Genomic DNA, 16,380 nt, shown 5'->3' with positions numbered 1-16,380 from the left:
GTTCGTGTCCACCGAGATCTTGATCAGTTCGGCCATGCCGTTGCGAACCTGATCCTCGGGCAATGTGGCGAGGAAACTGAAGTCCAGCAACACCTTCTGCGACGCGTGGTACGCGCCCAGGCGGTTCTTGTGCTTGCCGTAGTTGACGGCGACCTTGATGCTCACGCTCGCGTCGATCAGACCGATGAGCGTGGTCGGGATGCGGATGTAGGGGGTGTTGCGTCGGTAGCTCGCGCAGGCGAAACCGGCCACGTCGGTGGTCAGGCCTCCGCCGACGACCAGTACCGGCTCGGTGCGGACGAGTCCGAACTCGTCGAACTTGCCGACGATGCGTTCGAACGTCTCGATCGACTTGGCCGTCTCCTTGATCTGGACGGGTACGACCGTCAGATCGATGTGGTGATGGGCGAAGTACGCGGTGATCCGGTCGTTGTACAGCTCGAGGACGCTGTCGTCCACGACCATGAGGCATCGGCCGTAGGGCGTGTAGCTGTCGGCGAGTTCGGTGTTGTCGACGTCGAAGACGCCGTCGACGTAGACCAGGTCGTACTCGATCTTCTCGTAGCCCTCCACATGGAAGGTTCTCTCGTCTGCCGTCACGCTTGCTTGAAGATTGCTCACTTGCATCTCTCCCGGGGAAAACAGTGCGCGAGCGGGGCGCTCGGCGCTGGAAAGGTGGAGTCGGACTCTCGGCTCAGGATCGAGCCGTCGCCAAGGATTCGAGGCGGACGGGGTCCAGGGATTCGACCGTCTCGGCCGCGCCGGCGAAGTCGCTGCCCGTGGTGTTCTCGTTCGGGAACGCGACGCACGTGATGTCCGCCGCCACGGCCGCCTTCACGCCGCCGGCGTTGTCCTCGACTGCGACGCACGATGCCGCGGATTCACCGAGCTTGCCCAGTGCGAAGGCGTAGGACGCCGGGTCGGGCTTACCCTGCTCGACGTCGTCGGCATCGACGATCACGTCGAAGGAGTCCGCGGAGACCTCGGGGGCGAGCGCCTCGAGCAGCGCTGCCACGTTGTCCTTGGAGGTCGTGGTGACGAAACCGACCTTGACGTCGTTCTTCTTCGCTGCGGAGATGGTGTCGACGACGCCGGGTCGCGGTGAGACGCCGGTCGAGGCGATCAACGATCGGAAAATTTCGGACTTGGTCGCGTGGACGGCGGACGCGTCGACGTCGACGCCGCGCTCCGTCGCGAAGTCCTCGATCCGGTTGGCGCCACCGTTGGATCCCAGCATCGAGATGTAGTCCTCACGAGACCAGTTCCAGTCGAGACCGTGGGTCGAGAATGCCTCGTTGAACGCTCGTCGTTGCAGTTCGGAGGTGTCGGCGAGGGTGCTGATGGAGCCGAAGAGGATTGCAGACATCGTTGTCCTTCCAGAGAACCATGGTGGGGGAGCACGGCGGCAGAGATGTCGAGATCAGGCGATGCCAGCCACTGGTGCTGTGACACCGGTCGATCGACCTGCCGAGCACGAAACTTACCCGACAGTACAGTAGTGGACTCGCCGTTCAATAGGTCTGTACTCGAAACTCGCGTAACTTCACCTTCACAGTGAGGAGGTGACGCGAACAGATGAGTAGTACCCCGGACGCTCGAAACAGAATCGGCGATCAGATCGCGGCGGAGGACGCACGCGTCTCGCGTACACGCGCGGATGTCTCACGAGCAGCCCTGGACGTCCTCACGAACGAGGGGTGGGAAGCCGTCACCCACGCTCACGTGGCACGTGTCGCGGGATATTCCAAGACCACGCTGTACACGCACTGGCCGTCCCGGTTCGACCTCCTGGGCATGGCGCTGGACGCGATCGGCGACATGCCGCACCACGAGATGACCGGCGATGCCCGGACCGATCTGGTGGGGGAGCTGCACGAATTCCGTCGCGCCATCAGCGAGCGGCGCCTCGACCGCATCCTCATGGCCATGGCGCAGTGGGGAGCGAGTGTGGACGAGATCGGACGGATGCGGCAGCGCATCGTCGACGACGGTCAGCAGTACACGCGGCGCATCATCGGCGAGATCGCCTCGGGTCCCGATCTCGATGCCGCCGTCACGATGCTCTCGGGCGCCGTCATCTGCCCCGCCCTGATGTACGGGACGCTTCCCGACGACGCCACGATCGACGCCGCCGTCGACATCGTGCTGGCAGGACTGCGGCGACCCGAGCAGCAGGTCTGAACCCCGGCGCTACCGCCCGACCAGTTCCTCCACCCGTCGCCGCGACTCGGACCTGTCGGCCAGAGCCACGGTCAGTTCGACGAACGCACGCTGCAGGCGATCCTCGTCACGCTCGAGGCGCCGTCGAGCGGCAGCGATGCGGCGACGCTCGCCGTCGCGGACGTGCTGGGCCAGTTCCTGCCGCTGGACGAGCAGGAACACGTCGGGATGGGTGGGATACATGGCAGTCCTGGTGCTGATCGGGTCGTCTCGGTCGTACGTTGCCCGATCAGAGTGGCAGCGACGACCACTGCACGTCGACTGATTTATCGCGTCGGCCGAGCAGCCTCGAGCACGCCGACGACGAATCGCACCGATCCCTCGACCAGGTCGGCCCGCGGAGTTCGGTAGTCGTCCATGATCCAGGTCAGGGCGGTGTGGCTGAGACCGCCGACGGCGGCGGTGACCAATCGGTCGGTGAATTCGGCGTCCGCGGCTTCGGGGAGAACCTGCGCGAGGTAGGACGTCATGAAGTCCCCGAACTTCCGCATCGTCGCCAGGTAGGTGCTGTCGACCTGCGGGGCTACGCCGAGCACTTCGAGCCAGACGACGCGGGCCGTCGTGCGGTCCTGTACCGCGGCGAAGAAGCCGTCGAGGCCGCGGCGGACGAATTCCGACGTGTCGGCGCCGGGCGGCGCCGTCGACAACGCGGTGGCCGCGGCGTCGGTCAAGGTGTCGATGCACTCGAGGTAGACGGCGACGAGGAGGTCCTCCATCGTCGGGAACAGCTCGTAGAAGTACCGGTCGGCCACGTGTGCGTCGCGGCAGATGCCGCGCACCGTCGACGCCCGGAATCCGACCGAACCGAAGGATTGCCTGCCCGCGTCGAGAATCTGACGCCTCCGCCGAGCCGTGCGTTCGTCGGGGCTCTGGCCGCCGTAGGTGCGCGGTGCGCGAGCCTGATCTGTCACCCGGCCATTCAACCGGTAGCAGCCAGTCCCCGCGACGCTCCCCCGTCGACGGCGACGCAGTGGCCCCCTGATCGTTTCGCGCGATACATCGCGGCGTCACCGCGGTCGACGAGATCGGCCACCGTGGACGTCAGTCGTCTCCTGTCGGACAGCAGCGCCCTGGTCGCCGACATGGCCAGTCCGACGCTCGCGGTCACGGTCGGACCCGCCGCGTTCCCCGCGACGATATCGCGGACCGCACGGGCGGTCCGCAGAGCGTCCAGCGCATCGTCGTAGAGGTCGAAGATCAGGAATTCCTCACCGCCGTGCCGGGTGATGACGGCGGTGGGACCCGCGGCTGTGACGAGGCCGCGAGCGACACGGATCAGCACCTCGTCCCCGACGTTGTGCCCGAGTTCGTCGTTGATGCGCTTGAACTTGTCCAGATCCAGGATGATCACCGCCGCGACAGGCCGCTGATCGTCCGTCCGTGCATCGTCGGCGAGGACCCGCAGCCGGGTCTCGAGACCACGTCTGTTCGACAGACCCGTCAATGGATCGAACAGCGACATGTCCGCGTCGACGCGGATGAGGTGGACACCCAACTCGATGGTCAGCGGGACGACCACACCCACGACCGTCAGCATGACGGCCTTCGCGGCACCGATGGCCAGGTCGAAGGCGGGATCGAGGACCACCCGCACGGACAGCAGTGCGATGGAGAACGCGCACCACGCCACGTGCGCGACCAGAACTCTAGGACCCAGGAGGAAGGTCGCATAGGTGCCGAGCAGGACCAGCAATCCGGCACCGCTGAGGCCGGCGAGCGTGTTGGAGTCGAGGAAGCAGACCAACGTGATCGCGATGTCGGAGAAGGCGAGGAACGCGATCGATTCCCGGAACGACGGCCAGTCCGCGACGTTCCATCGGACCGCCCAGGCGATCCCCAGGACGATCACCGTCACGACGACGATGCGGTCGACCGTGCCCTGAGCGCCGGACGGTGATCCGAGTGAGAGCAGCGCGATGGCCGTGAGAACGATCGTCAGGAGCGAGACGAAGACGCGGATCCAGCGACCGAGTCCCCGGGACTCGACGAACATACGCAGGAGGTGAGTATCGCGCTGGGAATCCCAGCACTCCCTCACCAGCGCGCGCAGCGTCATGGACGGGGACGATACCCGTCATGGCTCGATCAATGGTGCAGACGACCGGATAAAAGGCCGATAAACGGGTGAAAAGACCGTTCAGGGTCGGCGGGACTCCAGATCGCGGATCAACGACCTGATCGTGCGGTCCCGTTCGAGCAGCAGGTCCGTCACCGGGTTGGCGATGCCCCGCAGTGCCGACATCGGACGCCACCGGCCGGGGATCTGGATGCGCGGGCGACGTCGTTCGATGCCGTCGGCGACGCCGACCGCGACGTCGGCGGGGTCGACAGGTGTCAGCAGCGGCGTCGGGAATGCCCGCTGGACCAGTCGTGTCGCCAGGTCGTCCCCGCCGAAGGCAACGTCGGCGATGGGGGTCGACACCCAGCCCGGGTAGAGAACGCCGGCGGTCGCTCCGGTGTGCGCCAGCTCCGCGCGCAGAGCACGTCCGATCTGCTCGACCGCGGCCTTGGTGGCGGCGTACGGCGCGTTCGCCACCCCGTTGAGATACGCGTACGTCGACGACGTGATCAGGATGTGTCCGCGGGATTCGACGACGTCGGGAAGGGTCGCGCGCACGGTGTTCCACACACCCTGCAGGTTCACCGCCACGACCTTCTCGAAGACACCGTCGGGAACCGTGGCGACGGTGTGGGCGGCGCTCCCGCTGGAGATACCGGCGTTGGCGTGGACGATGTCGATCCGACCGAAACGTTCGCGCACCGTCGCGGCCATGGCCTCGAGGTCGGCCTGCGACGTCACATCCACCCGGAGCGCCGTCGCGTCGCCTCCGATTTCGCGGGCCACGTCGTCGACCGCGGGCGCGACGTCGAGGAGGACCACCGACGCGCCGCGGCGAGCGAGTTCACGCGCCACCGCGGATCCGATGCCCCCACCCGCGCCCGTCACGACGGCGACGGCGCCTCGGATGGGGAGCCTGCTGTGTCGACCGATCATGCGACTGCGGTCCTCTCGTGGCTGGTGACGGGACGGAGACGGTGGTGGTCACGACGGAAGCGGGAGGCGAGCCGTCGATAGGTGAAGCTGAAACCGGGGAACATCGCGATGACCCGACCCGACTTCGACTGGTACCAACTGGTGCACCCGCCGGTCTTCCACACGGTTCGGGTCATCTCGCGGTGCACCATCTCCGTGTACTCGGCCTCGGCCTCGGTCGTGACCTCGATGCTGCGTGCGCCGCGGCCGATCGTGTGGGTGATCGCATCCATGATGTACCTCATCTGAGCTTCGATGACGAAGATCGCCGAGGTGTGGCCGATACCGGTGTTGGGCCCGGTCACGATGAACAGGTTGGGGAACCGCGGCACGGCCGTTCCGAGGTACGCGCGTGGGTAGTCCGCCCACACGTCCCGCAGGGTCGTCCCGTCCTGCCCGATCACGGGGTAGGAGATCACGCCGTCGGTCGCGTCGTAGCCGGTGGAGAACACGATGAGGTCGAGGTCGATGCGATGTCCGCCGGTGGTCGTGATCCCGCTCGGCGTGATCTCGGCGATGCCGTCGTTCCGATCGTGCAGAGTCGTGTTCGGCGCCGCAATGGCCGGATAGAGAGTGTTGGACAGGATGATCCGCTTGCACCCGATGGTGTAGTCGGGAGTCAGGGCCGCCCTCAGTTCGGGGTCGGCGACCTGGGTCTCGAGCAGCTTGCGCGCGTGTCTTTCCGCGAACAGCCACAGACCTGCCCGCGAGTACTTGAACCCGATGATCCTGGTCTCGAGCTTCCAGTAGACGGCGGCGCGTAGCGCGCGGTGCACGGGCCCGATCGTCAGGAGTCGACGCTGCCACGGTCTGAACGTGCGGTCCGGTCGCGGCATCACCCAGTGCGGGGACCGCTGGAACACGTGGAGCGACGCGACGTCGGGCTGGATCGCCGGGATGATCTGCGCGGCGCTCGCGCCGCTGCCGATGATCGCGACCCGTTTGCCCCGGTAATCCACGTCGTGGTCCCACTCGTTGGTGTGGAACCGGTCGCCGCCGAAGGTGTCCCGGCCGGGGAACGGCGGAATCACGGGCGTGCTCAACGGGCCGGTCGCATTGACGACGAACTGAGCGGAGTACTCGCCCGCGCTCGTCGAGATGTGCCAGGTGTCGTCGATCCACTCGATGCGCTCGACCGTGGCGCCCAGCACGGTGCGGTCGGCGAGCCCGTGCTTGGTCACGACGTGGGTGGTGTACTCCTCGAGTTCGTGCTGCTCGGCGAACATCCGCGACCAGTCGTAGGGCTCGGACGCGATCGAGTACAGCGGGCTCTGGACGTCGACGCCCGCGCCGGGGTAGGAGTTCTGTCGCCAGGTGCCGCCAGGGAAGTCGCGTCGTTCCAGGATGACGAAGTCGTCGATCCCTCGACGGAGGAGTTCGAGTGCGGCGCACTGTCCGCCGAATCCGCTACCGATGATGACGACCGTGAAGCTGGGCACGTCGCGAGCTCCTTCCAGCATGTGATGACAGGCATCATCACACTCGGGCACCATCACACCACGGACGGGGCCGGATGATCTACTGGCTCGACCGACACAGCCCACTGCGCGTACCCCACTGGAAAGAGCCCCGATGTCCGTTGTCCCGGAGACACCCGATGCTCCCCGGTCCCTGTCCAGCCCCCTGACGCTGCCGAACGGCCAGGTCCTGCCGAACCGGATCATGAAGTCCGCGCTGAGCGAGGCTCTGGGTACGTCCGACAACGCACCCGACATCCGCCTGACACGTCTGTACGGACGGTGGGCCGAGGGCGGTTACGGCCTGCTGGTCACCGGCAACGTGATGGTCGATCATCGCCACCTCGGTGAGCCCGGCAACGTCGCGGTCGAGGACCGCCGCGACATGGACGCACTGTCCCGCTGGGCGAAGACGGCGCAGGACGGCGGCACGCCGATCTGGATGCAGATCAACCACCCCGGTAGGCAGGGCAACCCGGTCACGACGGTCGGGGGCACCATCGCGCCGTCGGCGGTCGGTCTCGACATCCCCGGAATACCTGCCCCACGCGCGGCGACGACCGACGAGATCGAGTCGATCATCGAACGTTTCGCGGTGACCGCGGCACTCGCGGAGGAAGCCGGTTTCGACGGAGTCCAGATCCACGCGGCACACGGGTATCTCGTCAGTCAGTTCCTGTCACCGCTGTCGAACGTGCGTACCGACGAGTGGGGCGGCGACATCGACGGCCGCGCACGATTCCTGCTCGAGGTCATCCGTCGAGTCCGGTCACGCGTGAGTCCCGGGTTCGCCGTCGGCGTCAAGCTCAACTCGGCCGACTTCCAGCGTGGTGGATTCAGCGAGGACGAGTCGCGCGCCGTCATCGCGATGATCGGCGACCTCCCGGTCGACTTGATCGAGATCAGCGGCGGCAGTTACGAATCCCCGGCCATGATGGGGAAGTCGGTGTCGGCGAGCACGGCGTCGAGAGAGGCGTACTTCCTCGAGTACGCGGTGACCGTCCGCGACATCGCCCCGCACATCCCGCTGGCCGTCACCGGCGGCTTCCGCACCCGTGCGGGCATGGACGACGCGATCGCGTCCAGCGCCTGCCACGTGGTGGGGCTCGGTCGACCGACCGCGGTAGCTCCCGACGCGGCGCGCGACGTTCTCTCCGGTCGCATCGACACCCTGCCCAGCCCGTCGATCTCCGTCCCGGTGCCCGCCAGATTCGCCACCACGCGGTCCGTCCGGTCGCTCGACGGATTGCTCGACCTGCAGTGGCACACCGATCAGTTGCACCGCATGGGAGCGGGCAAGGAGCCGGATCCGGCTCGGCCGATCACCCGCACGCTCGTGTCGTCTCTGCAGCGCAACGGAATCGACGCAGTGCGTGCCAAGCGACGAGGACCGGCAGGCGCACCGTCGGCGGCCGCGTCGTCGCGCATGGCCGGCGTGTTGTCTCTGGTGCGTCGATACGTGGTCGGTCCGATCGTGCGAATTTTCCGCGGCGGACCGACGTCGGGCGCGTAACCTCCCCTCAGCGAATCTCGGGGGGAGATTCTCGGCGGGGAGGCTGTAGATGCGTGCAGTGCGAGACGACTATCGAGCGTGGAGGAATCTGGGGCCGGGCGGTCTGCCGGCCAATCCGGTGGGATGGGCGTGCGCGACGCTCCTGCGTCCCTTCGGCAGGGACGGGACCGTCGCGGCGGCCGACGGTGCGTCCGATCTGGACCTGCCTGTCCGCCGGGGTGAGCGCCCGGCGGTAGCGCCGCACCCCATTCCGCACCGGCAGGTGGCCCTGGATGCGGAACCGGCCACCGTCCGCGTCCTCGAACGGCACCTCTCGTCCTTCGCCGACGACTCGTCCTTCAGGACGGCACGCAGCAGGTTCGAGCGCCGAGGAGATGCGCTGTTCCTCACGGACATCTCAGCGGCACCGCCGTGGATTCGACAGGCCGGTGGAGAGTTGGCGCATGTCCACGCGGGGCAGGGCTCCCTGCACGTCGTGGCGGATCCGGGCGATGCGGAGGTCATCGTGAGCAGAGGTTGGGGTGAGCGGCATCCGCTCGCCGGCCGACGGATGCTGGGCCTGCCGTACTCCTACGTGTTCCTGTACGCACCCCGCGACGGCGAGGACCTGTCGACTGTCCTCGCCGTCGTGGACCGTGTCGTCCGACGCGCCTCAGCGGGCGGACAATAGACCCAGCGACTCGAGATCACGCACGTACTTCTCGATCAGATCCTGCGTCAGATGCGGGATCTCACCTGCGTCGCCGAGTCCAGCCTCCTTCACCGCGGCGCGGAACACCTCGGCGGGAAGAGGGGATCCCGCGGTCGGGGTATCCGGGTGCGCGTAGGCGTGCACCAACGGGAGCACGGAATGCGTCCGTTGCGACGCCGGCAGCGCGGCGAGTGCGTCCGAGAATTCCCGGAACCACTCGTCGTGGTCGGAGATGCGGCGAATGGTCCTGCCCGAGTCGATGATCCAGTCGACGACGGTGTCGAGGGACACCCCGTCGTCGTGTGGGTTGATGATGTCGAAGGTGCGGTACCCGTCGACTCCGCGGCGTCCCAGCTCGGTGATGGCCGACGCCGTGAAGTCGGCCGGCAACCCGTCGTAGTGTCCGCGCGGGCGACCTGCATCGTCCGTCGGGACGCCGGTGTCGGTGCGGTAGAACGTCTCCGGTGCGATTCCGGTCGCGATGACGGACAGAATCGTGCGGGTGAAGATGTCGGGGACATTCAGCTGACCGGTCCATCGCGGGTGCGCGAGGATCATGTCGGACCGGAAAACCGTCACCGGGAGGCTGAACCTGTCGAACGCGTTGCGCAGCAACACCTCTCCGGCCCACTTGGACGTGCCGTATCCGTTGGCGTAGGACTCGTCGACAGGGCGGCTCGGGCTGACGTCACGGATGTCCCCGTCCTCGACGAAATCGGCCACGCCGGCAGCCACGGCCACCGTCGACAGATAGGTCACCGGCTTGACGTGGTCGGTCAGCGCCAGACGGATCACCTCGGCGGTACCCACGACGTTCGAGCCGAACAACTGCTCGTAGGGCAGCGCGTGGTTGACCAGTGCGGCGGGGTGCACGATGCGATCCACCCCGGTGCACAGTGCTGTCCATGCCTCGGGAGACATCCCGAACATCGGATCGCCGACATCGCCCGCGACCACCTGCAGAGTCGTCTCGGCGAGGGCCCTGTAGCGAGCCGTCAGCGCGTCGTCGCCGCTGTCGAAGGCGGCATCCAGGCGAGCCCGAGCATCGTCGGCGTCGCGACCACGGACGACACACACGAGCGTGCCGTCGACGGCAGCCATGCGCTCGAGCCATTCCAGGCACAGGAAGCGTCCGAGGTACCCGTTGGCGCCCGTGAGCAGAACCGTGCTCACCTCGGTGCGAACCGGGTCGGCGGACTCCGCCGCGGACAGGAACTCCGCATCGAAGAACGCGTCCAGACGGAGGTCGTCGGCGCGTACCTCGGTCGCCCCGCGCCCGTGGACGGACGCGAACGTCGTGGTCCCGGAATCACTGGCGACCGTCTTCTCGATGTACGCGGCCACGGCTGCGAGGTCCGACGTCGGCGAGATGACGACGGACACCGGGACGTCGATGTCGAAGATGTCGTGCAGGACCGTCGCGAAGGTCAACGCGGACAACGAGTCCCCACCGAGATCGATGAAACGTGCGGAGGGCTCGACGTCGGTGTCGGCGCACCCCAGCAGCGCCGCGGCTGCCTCGGCGACGGTCTCGGCGACCGGTGCACCGGGTCCACGGCGGCGGAGCTCGCCGAGCTTCGTGCTCTGCCCCTCGTCGATGTCGCGGTAGCGCGCTTCGAGGGCATCGCCGTACGCGTCGGTCAGCGCCGGACGGAGCTGCTTGTTCGCGCCGGAGAGCAGACCGTTCGCCACCGTGAACGGCTCGTCGGCCAGAATGATGTCGCGGGGAATCTCGTAGGACTCGAGCTCCTCGGCACGGGCGACCCGCTGCACGGACGCCAGCACCTCACGGGCGTCGGCGCCGTCGGTCGGAACCACGACGGCCAGCAGGTACGCACGCTCGCCGCTCCCGTGCACGAAGATCTGGTCCACCGCATCCGCGGATGCGTAGATCGACTCGAGCCTGGACAACGCGACAAACTCGCCCTGCGCCAACTTCAGCACGTTCTTGCGGCGATCGAGGTACACCAGATGGTCCGGCGCGGTCTCCTCGACGACGTCACCAGTGCGGTAGAAACCGTCGTCGCTGAGCATCTCGGCGGTCACGTCGGGCCGCTTGTAGTACCCGGGGATGAGGGAGGTCGTCTTGAGCAGCAGTTCGCCGCGAGGGTGCGGTCGATCCGAGGTGAGGTACCCCAGCTCGGGAACGTCGTCGAGTCGGTACTCCGTGACCGGGGGCCGTTGGACGACACCGTCGAAGAGCACCATGCCGGCCTCGGTCGACCCGTAGTTGTTCTGCACCTGCGTCTCGAGAAGTTCGGACATGAACTCGACGACTTCCGGGGACGTCGGTGCGGTTCCGACCACTGCCGAGAGGATGCGTCCGCCCAGCGTCGTGGAGCGCATGTCCGCGAGCACCTCCGAACGCACGTCGTCCGCGCTGCGGCCGGTGCGGCGTGCTTCCTTGTCCACACGACCGAGTGCTGTCTGGCGGAGCAGGTCGCAGACGCGCGGGACCAGCATCGCCACGGTCGGTCGGGCGAGCGAGAAGTCCTCGAGCAGGGTGGACAGGTCGCTCGACGCCGTGAAGTGCACGGTTCCACCGGCCGCGAGTGTCGTGAACACGAGTGCGCGTCCGGCGAGGTGACTCATGGGGAGGTAGTCGAGCGTGATCACGGGCGGTGTGTTCTCGCCGGCATCGTCGTCCGAGCGGCTGTACCAGTGGGCCGTGGACCACTGGCGTGCGACGATCCGCTCCGTGTGGATCGCGCCCTTCGGGGTGCCCGTACTGCCGGAGGTGTAGACGAGTGTGGCGATGCGCTCGGGATCGCCGGATTCCGCGTGGGGTACGGGAGCGGACTCCGCGCCGCGCCGGAGTGCATCGGCCAGCGTTTCGACCACGACGCCGCTGTCGGCCGACGCCTCGCGCGCTGTCCGGAGACGGTCCGCGTCGTCGTCCACCCGTGAGTCGTGATCGAGCACGACCACTCGGCGGACCGTCGGGCACGCGGCGACGATCTGGGACGCCACCGGCAGGTGCCCGCTGTCGACGACCAGGACGACCGGCTCGACCTCGGCGGTGATGTCGACGAGGCGTCGGGCGGCTGCGCCGGCTTGGAGCGGTACCGATACCGCTCCCGACCACACGGTGGCAAGCTCGGCCACCACGTACTCGGCGCTGGCGAAGCCGAGAGTCGCGATGAACGACCCGGGTGTCACGACGTCGGACACGGCGGTGGCGAGCGAGCGTGCGTCCGACCAGAGGTCGGCATAGGTGACGGTGTCGATGCGGGGGAGGAGGGACCGAACGTGGCGTCCGTCGGCGTCCTCGGCGATGTCGTGTGCACGCCGGCCGAGCGCAGGGCGTGAGGCGTATCGAGACATGACCTCGTCCACCATGCGGATCAGGTCGGGCGAGAGTTCCGTGGCTGCGTCCGAGACCGATCGGTCCGGTGCCGCTGCGCGGAACTCGTCGTCACCTGAGAAGAGCTCGGAGATGCGTTCGGAGACTTTCCGTGCCCGGTCGTGCTCCCGCGTGATGGTGCTGGTCATGATATTTCCCCCTCGGTATGCCGATCGTGTTTTATATCGTTACCCGAACTAAGAGTAGTTCGGGCGAGATGGCAGTAAACGTGATGTGTGCCATACGTAGTCCGAAAAGTCCGCTCTGCGAGGAAGATCCGTGTCGTCGCAAGTCCCGCGAATCGGGCGCGCGCGTCGGTGGCGGATACTGGTCGCGTGCCGGAGAAGATGCCGACGTCCAGGGTGGCCCGGGGCGCCGAGGTGGGTCGCCTCGTCGCGGGCCGCACCGCGCGCAACGCCACCCTCCGCATCCGGATGGCCGGCCGCACCGAGGCGCTGCGCACCGCCCTGTCGGAGAAGGAAGCCGTTCGCTCGGCCGAAAGGGTCGTGACGGTACTCGGCGGTCTCCGAGGCGCGGCGATGAAGCTGGGCCAGATGCTGTCGACGCTCGACCTGTCCTTCGTGCCCGACGAGCACCGCGAGGAGTTCCATCGCAAGCTCGCAGACCTGCAGAGCAGGGCTCCCTCGGTGTCGTTCGCGGACATACGGCGGGTCGTGGAGGCCGATCTGGGTGCACCGATGTCCACGTTGTTCGCCCACATCGACGAGGAACCGTTCGCGGCGGCGTCCATCGGACAGGTGCACCGCGCAGAACTTCACGACGGTCGGATCGTCGCGGTCAAGGTGAAGTACCCCGGCATCGACGAGGCTGTCCGCGCCGACCTCAAGAATCTGTCGTTCTATCTCAAGCTGCTGCCGACGAGCATCCCGATGCTGTCCTCGCGTGCGGTCGTCGACGAGTTGCGGCGCAATCTCGAGGCCGAACTCGACTACGTCACCGAGGAAGCGACGCACCGGCGGGCGGCCGCTCTCTATCGCGAGCATCCTCACTTCTTCGTTCCGGACACCGTTCCGGAGCGTTGCGGTTCCGAGGTCCTGACGACGGATTTCGTCGACGCGGTGTCGTTCGAGGACATCCGGGCGATGCCGGCCGACGTCCGTGATCGTGTCGGAGAAACGGTGTTCCGCTTCTACATCGGGTCGCTGCACACACTCGGCGAGTTCTGCGGTGATCCGCACCCCGGGAACGTGCTGCTCTCGAAGGACGGCCGCGTCACCTTCATCGACTTCGGGCTCTATCTGAGAATGACTCCCGCGGATGTCGCCTTCGAGCGGGACTGTTTGCGTGCGGCCATCGAAGGGCGGGGAGACGACCTGCTGGCCGCGATGTCCTCGCGCGGAATACTCGACCCCGCGGCGAGGGTCACGGGGCAGGACTGCCTCGACTATGTCGAGGCCGCAGCAGAATTGAGCCTCACCGACGAGCAGGTGACAGTCACTCCGGAGATGGCGGGGGCATGTTTCCTCCTTGCCGTCGATCCTCGCTCCGGGAACTTCGGTGAGATGACGAAGCAGTGGCTGCCACCGGAACACGTGTTCTCACGGCGCGCGGATTTCCTGACGTTCGGCATCCTGGGCCAATTGCGGGCCACGGGGAACTGGGGCCGGATTGCACGAGAATGGCTCTACGACGAGGCTCCGGCCACACCGATGGGTGTCGACATCGCAGAATGGTCCGCCCGGTGGAGGTGAAGGACCGCATCCTCGCGGCCGCCGTGTCCTGCCTCGAGACCGGCGGCGTCGATTCGGTATCCGTCAGTTCCGTCGCCGAGCGAGCGGGGGTCTCTCGGCCGACGGTCTACGCGCACTTCGGAACTCGCGATCTACTGCTCTCGGAGGCCCTCCGCGTCGTCAGTGGGCGAACGGTCACCGCCGTCGTGGAGGCCGTGGCGGACGCGAAGTCTCCGTCGGAGTTCCTCGTCGAGGCGATGGTCGCTGCTCGATCGAGTTTCCGTTCCTCGCCTGCGTTCGCGCCGTTGGTGCATCCGCGCCCCGGCTCGGTCATCTCGGACGAGACGGTGTTCGCTCCCGCGGTCCTCGCCATGGCGTCGGCCTTCCTGGCGCCGGCGCTGGTCGACGTCGAGGCTGCGGAGCACGACGAGATCGCCGATCTCTGCATCCGTCTGTTCCTGTCCCTCATCCAGTTGGACAGCGCGGCAACACGATCCGACGAGGATCTCAGGGGCTACCTGCGGCGACGGCTCCTTCCCTCGTTGCACCTCCGACCACGCGCTTGACAAATTTGGCACATCTGTAAAAGCTGTAAGCAATCCGGGGGGATCACGATCCGGGGGACTGATCAGCGCTCACGAGGCGCGACGCTGTCGAACTGTCACGCCTCGACCTCTGGAGCCTCATGCTCACCCACGACCGACGTACGTTCATCACGGGCACTCTTGCTGCCGTGGCCTTCGCGAGCGTTGCCCGCGCCGTTCCTGCCGGTGCCGTTCCCGCCGACTCTGCTGCCGCCGGGTCGGTGCCGCCGAACTTTCCGGCCGGGATCGCGCTGTTCCGCCAGAAATATCAGAACTGGTCGAAGGAGATCGTCGTCGACGGTGTCTGGACATGCTCACCTCGACACGCGGACGACGTCGTCACCCTCGCGGACTGGGCGGTCGAGCACGGCTACCGGCTCAGGCCTCGCGGTGCGATGCACGGGTGGACGCCCTTCACGATCGAGGTGGGGGAGGACCTGAGTCGGGTCGTGTTGGTGGACACCATGACCGGGATGACCGAGGTGTCCGTGGACGTCGAACGGTCCACCGTCACGGCGGGAGCCGGCGCCACCCTGCACGCGATCCTCTCGGCCTTGGAGACTCACGGCCTCGCGTGGTCGAGCGTGCCCGCGCCGGGGGTGCTGTCCATCGCCGGAGCGCTCGCGGTGGGAGCGCACGGTGCGGCACTGCGCGCGACGGGAGAAGTCGGAGCGCCCGGTTCGACGCTCGGCTCGCTGAGCAATCTGGTGACGTCGATGCGGGTGGTCGCCAAGGGTAGCAACGGTTTCGAGCTTCGCACGGTGGCACGGGGCGACGACGACGCACCGGCATTGGCTACCCATCTCGGCCGGGCGTTCGTCACCGAGGTGACTCTGCAGGCACACGAGCTGGTGCCCATGCGGTGTCGGAGTTTCACCGACATCGGCTGGTCCGAGATGTTCGCAACCGCGGGGTCTTCCGGTCGAACCATGGAGTCGTTCCTCGACAGCGCCGGGCGTGCGGAGGCGATCTGGTATCCGTTCACGGACACGCCGTGGCTCAAGGTCTGGTCCCTCGCCCCGATGCGACCACAGGGTTCGCGACAGGTGACGGAGCCGTACAACTATCCGTTCTCCGACACTTTGCCGGAGGCCGTCTCGGACGTCATCGGTGCCGTCGTCTCCGGCCGCACCGACCTGACACCCGGACTCGGCAGGATGTTCCTGGCGGCGACCGTGGCGGGCTTGGCGGCAACCGCGTCGTCGGACATCTGGGGCAATCCCAAGAACGTGCAGTTCTACATCCGTCCGAGCACGCTTCTGTTGACGGAGGGCGGTGGTGCGGTGCTCACGTCGCGAGCGAACGCTGCCACTGTCGTGCACGACTTCACGCAGTGGTTCCGCGCGCGGGTGGATCACTATGCCGCGCTCGGTCGGTACCCGATCAACGGTCCGGTCGAGATCCGGTGTTGTGGACTCGATCAGGAGGACGACGTGCTCGTGGAGTCGGCAGGGGCGCCGACGCTGTCCGCCATGCGTCCGCGGCCGGATCGTCCGGAATGGGACACGGCGATCTGGTTGAACGTGCTGGGCATTCCCGGTACGCCCGGAATGTTCGCCTTCTACCGGGAGATGGAGCAGTGGATGCGTCAGCGCTTCGATGGGGTCGATTCGGTGTTCCGACCGGAGTGGTCGAAAGGGTGGGCGTTCTCGGAAGACCGGCCGTACGAGGATGCCGAGGCTCTCGGTAGCGCGATCCCGCAGTCGTATCGGGACGGGTACGAGGGCGATCGCACATGGGACACGGTCGTAGACGTCGTCGACCGTCTCGACCCGGATCGGGTCTTCTCCAACGCCTTCCTCGACCGTTTCGTCCGGTAATGACGTGAGCTGCACCACAACCGTCGT

General features: G+C 67.0%; 14 protein-coding genes. 6 read left to right on the top strand and 8 right to left on the bottom strand.

Features of this window, described 5'->3' with window-relative positions:
* Window positions 1-600, bottom strand: a 600-nt coding sequence (locus RU01_RS06365; RefSeq protein WP_231568613.1) for an iron-containing alcohol dehydrogenase, incomplete at its 3' end; no start/stop codon positions are given.
* Between the two features lie 94 nt (window positions 601-694).
* Window positions 695-1,366 carry an HAD family hydrolase gene (locus tag RU01_RS06360; RefSeq protein WP_042573673.1) on the bottom strand — a complete coding sequence of 224 codons (672 nt, stop codon included), beginning with the start codon at window positions 1,364-1,366 and terminating at the stop codon, window positions 695-697.
* Window positions 1,367-1,575: 209 nt separating this feature from the next.
* Between RU01_RS06360 and RU01_RS06355 the strand changes: the two genes are divergently transcribed.
* Complete coding sequence (locus RU01_RS06355) at window positions 1,576-2,181, top strand: TetR/AcrR family transcriptional regulator (RefSeq protein WP_052493145.1); 606 nt, start codon at window positions 1,576-1,578, stop codon at window positions 2,179-2,181.
* A 9-nt stretch (window positions 2,182-2,190) separates the two neighbouring features.
* Here the strand turns inward: RU01_RS06355 and RU01_RS06350 are convergent, their stop codons facing one another.
* The 5 genes from RU01_RS06350 to RU01_RS06330 all read right to left on the bottom strand — a co-directional run bounded on the left by RU01_RS06350 (window position 2,191) and on the right by RU01_RS06330 (window position 6,693).
* A complete protein-coding gene (locus tag RU01_RS06350) occupies window positions 2,191-2,403 on the bottom strand; it encodes a hypothetical protein (protein WP_042573672.1) in 213 nt (70 codons plus the stop codon).
* 83 nt (window positions 2,404-2,486) lie between these two features.
* Complete coding sequence (locus RU01_RS06345; protein ID WP_042573671.1) at window positions 2,487-3,131, bottom strand: TetR/AcrR family transcriptional regulator; 645 nt, start codon at window positions 3,129-3,131, stop codon at window positions 2,487-2,489.
* Between the two features lie 8 nt (window positions 3,132-3,139).
* Window positions 3,140-4,276 carry a GGDEF domain-containing protein gene (locus tag RU01_RS06340; protein ID WP_042573670.1) on the bottom strand — a complete coding sequence of 379 codons (1,137 nt, stop codon included), beginning with the start codon at window positions 4,274-4,276 and terminating at the stop codon, window positions 3,140-3,142.
* An 81-nt stretch (window positions 4,277-4,357) separates the two neighbouring features.
* The gene (locus tag RU01_RS06335; RefSeq protein ID WP_042573669.1) at window positions 4,358-5,215 is read right to left on the bottom strand and encodes an SDR family NAD(P)-dependent oxidoreductase; all 858 of its coding nucleotides are present in this window, start codon (window positions 5,213-5,215) and stop codon (window positions 4,358-4,360) included.
* A complete protein-coding gene (locus RU01_RS06330) occupies window positions 5,212-6,693 on the bottom strand; it encodes a flavin-containing monooxygenase (RefSeq protein ID WP_042573697.1) in 1,482 nt (493 codons plus the stop codon). The genes RU01_RS06335 and RU01_RS06330 overlap by 4 nt, the downstream gene beginning before the upstream one ends.
* A 133-nt stretch (window positions 6,694-6,826) precedes the next feature.
* On the opposite strand from RU01_RS06330, the gene RU01_RS06325 reads away from it, so the two are divergent.
* Together RU01_RS06325 and RU01_RS22055 are read left to right on the top strand one after the other, a co-directional pair.
* Window positions 6,827-8,224 carry an NADH:flavin oxidoreductase/NADH oxidase family protein gene (locus RU01_RS06325; RefSeq protein ID WP_082042936.1) on the top strand — a complete coding sequence of 466 codons (1,398 nt, stop codon included), beginning with the start codon at window positions 6,827-6,829 and terminating at the stop codon, window positions 8,222-8,224.
* 49 nt (window positions 8,225-8,273) lie between these two features.
* A complete protein-coding gene (locus RU01_RS22055; protein ID WP_052493144.1) occupies window positions 8,274-8,894 on the top strand; it encodes a luciferase domain-containing protein in 621 nt (206 codons plus the stop codon).
* On the opposite strand, the gene car is transcribed toward RU01_RS22055, so the two are convergent.
* A complete protein-coding gene (gene car, locus RU01_RS06315; protein WP_042573668.1) occupies window positions 8,877-12,407 on the bottom strand; it encodes a carboxylic acid reductase in 3,531 nt (1,176 codons plus the stop codon). The genes RU01_RS22055 and car overlap by 18 nt on opposite strands.
* Before the next feature lie 186 nt (window positions 12,408-12,593).
* On the opposite strand from car, the gene RU01_RS06310 reads away from it, so the two are divergent.
* The 3 genes from RU01_RS06310 (at window position 12,594) to RU01_RS06300 (ending at window position 16,353) form a co-directional block, all read left to right on the top strand.
* Window positions 12,594-13,970 carry an ABC1 kinase family protein gene (locus RU01_RS06310; protein WP_042573667.1) on the top strand — a complete coding sequence of 459 codons (1,377 nt, stop codon included), beginning with the start codon at window positions 12,594-12,596 and terminating at the stop codon, window positions 13,968-13,970.
* Window positions 13,961-14,515, top strand: coding sequence for a TetR/AcrR family transcriptional regulator (locus tag RU01_RS22050; RefSeq protein WP_197074699.1), 555 nt, complete (start codon window positions 13,961-13,963; stop codon window positions 14,513-14,515). The genes RU01_RS06310 and RU01_RS22050 overlap by 10 nt, the downstream gene beginning before the upstream one ends.
* Before the next feature lie 119 nt (window positions 14,516-14,634).
* Window positions 14,635-16,353: a cholesterol oxidase substrate-binding domain-containing protein gene (locus RU01_RS06300; protein ID WP_042573666.1), complete on the top strand. Its 1,719-nt coding sequence runs from the start codon at window positions 14,635-14,637 to the stop codon at window positions 16,351-16,353.
* Window positions 16,354-16,380: the final 27 nt, after the last annotated feature.

It is taken from the genome of Rhodococcus sp. MEB064, assembly GCF_000834565.1.
Classification (GTDB): Bacteria; Actinomycetota; Actinomycetes; order Mycobacteriales; family Mycobacteriaceae; genus Rhodococcoides.
Note: the sequence above shows the minus strand (reverse complement) of the source record. Positions and strands in the feature narration are given on the sequence as shown.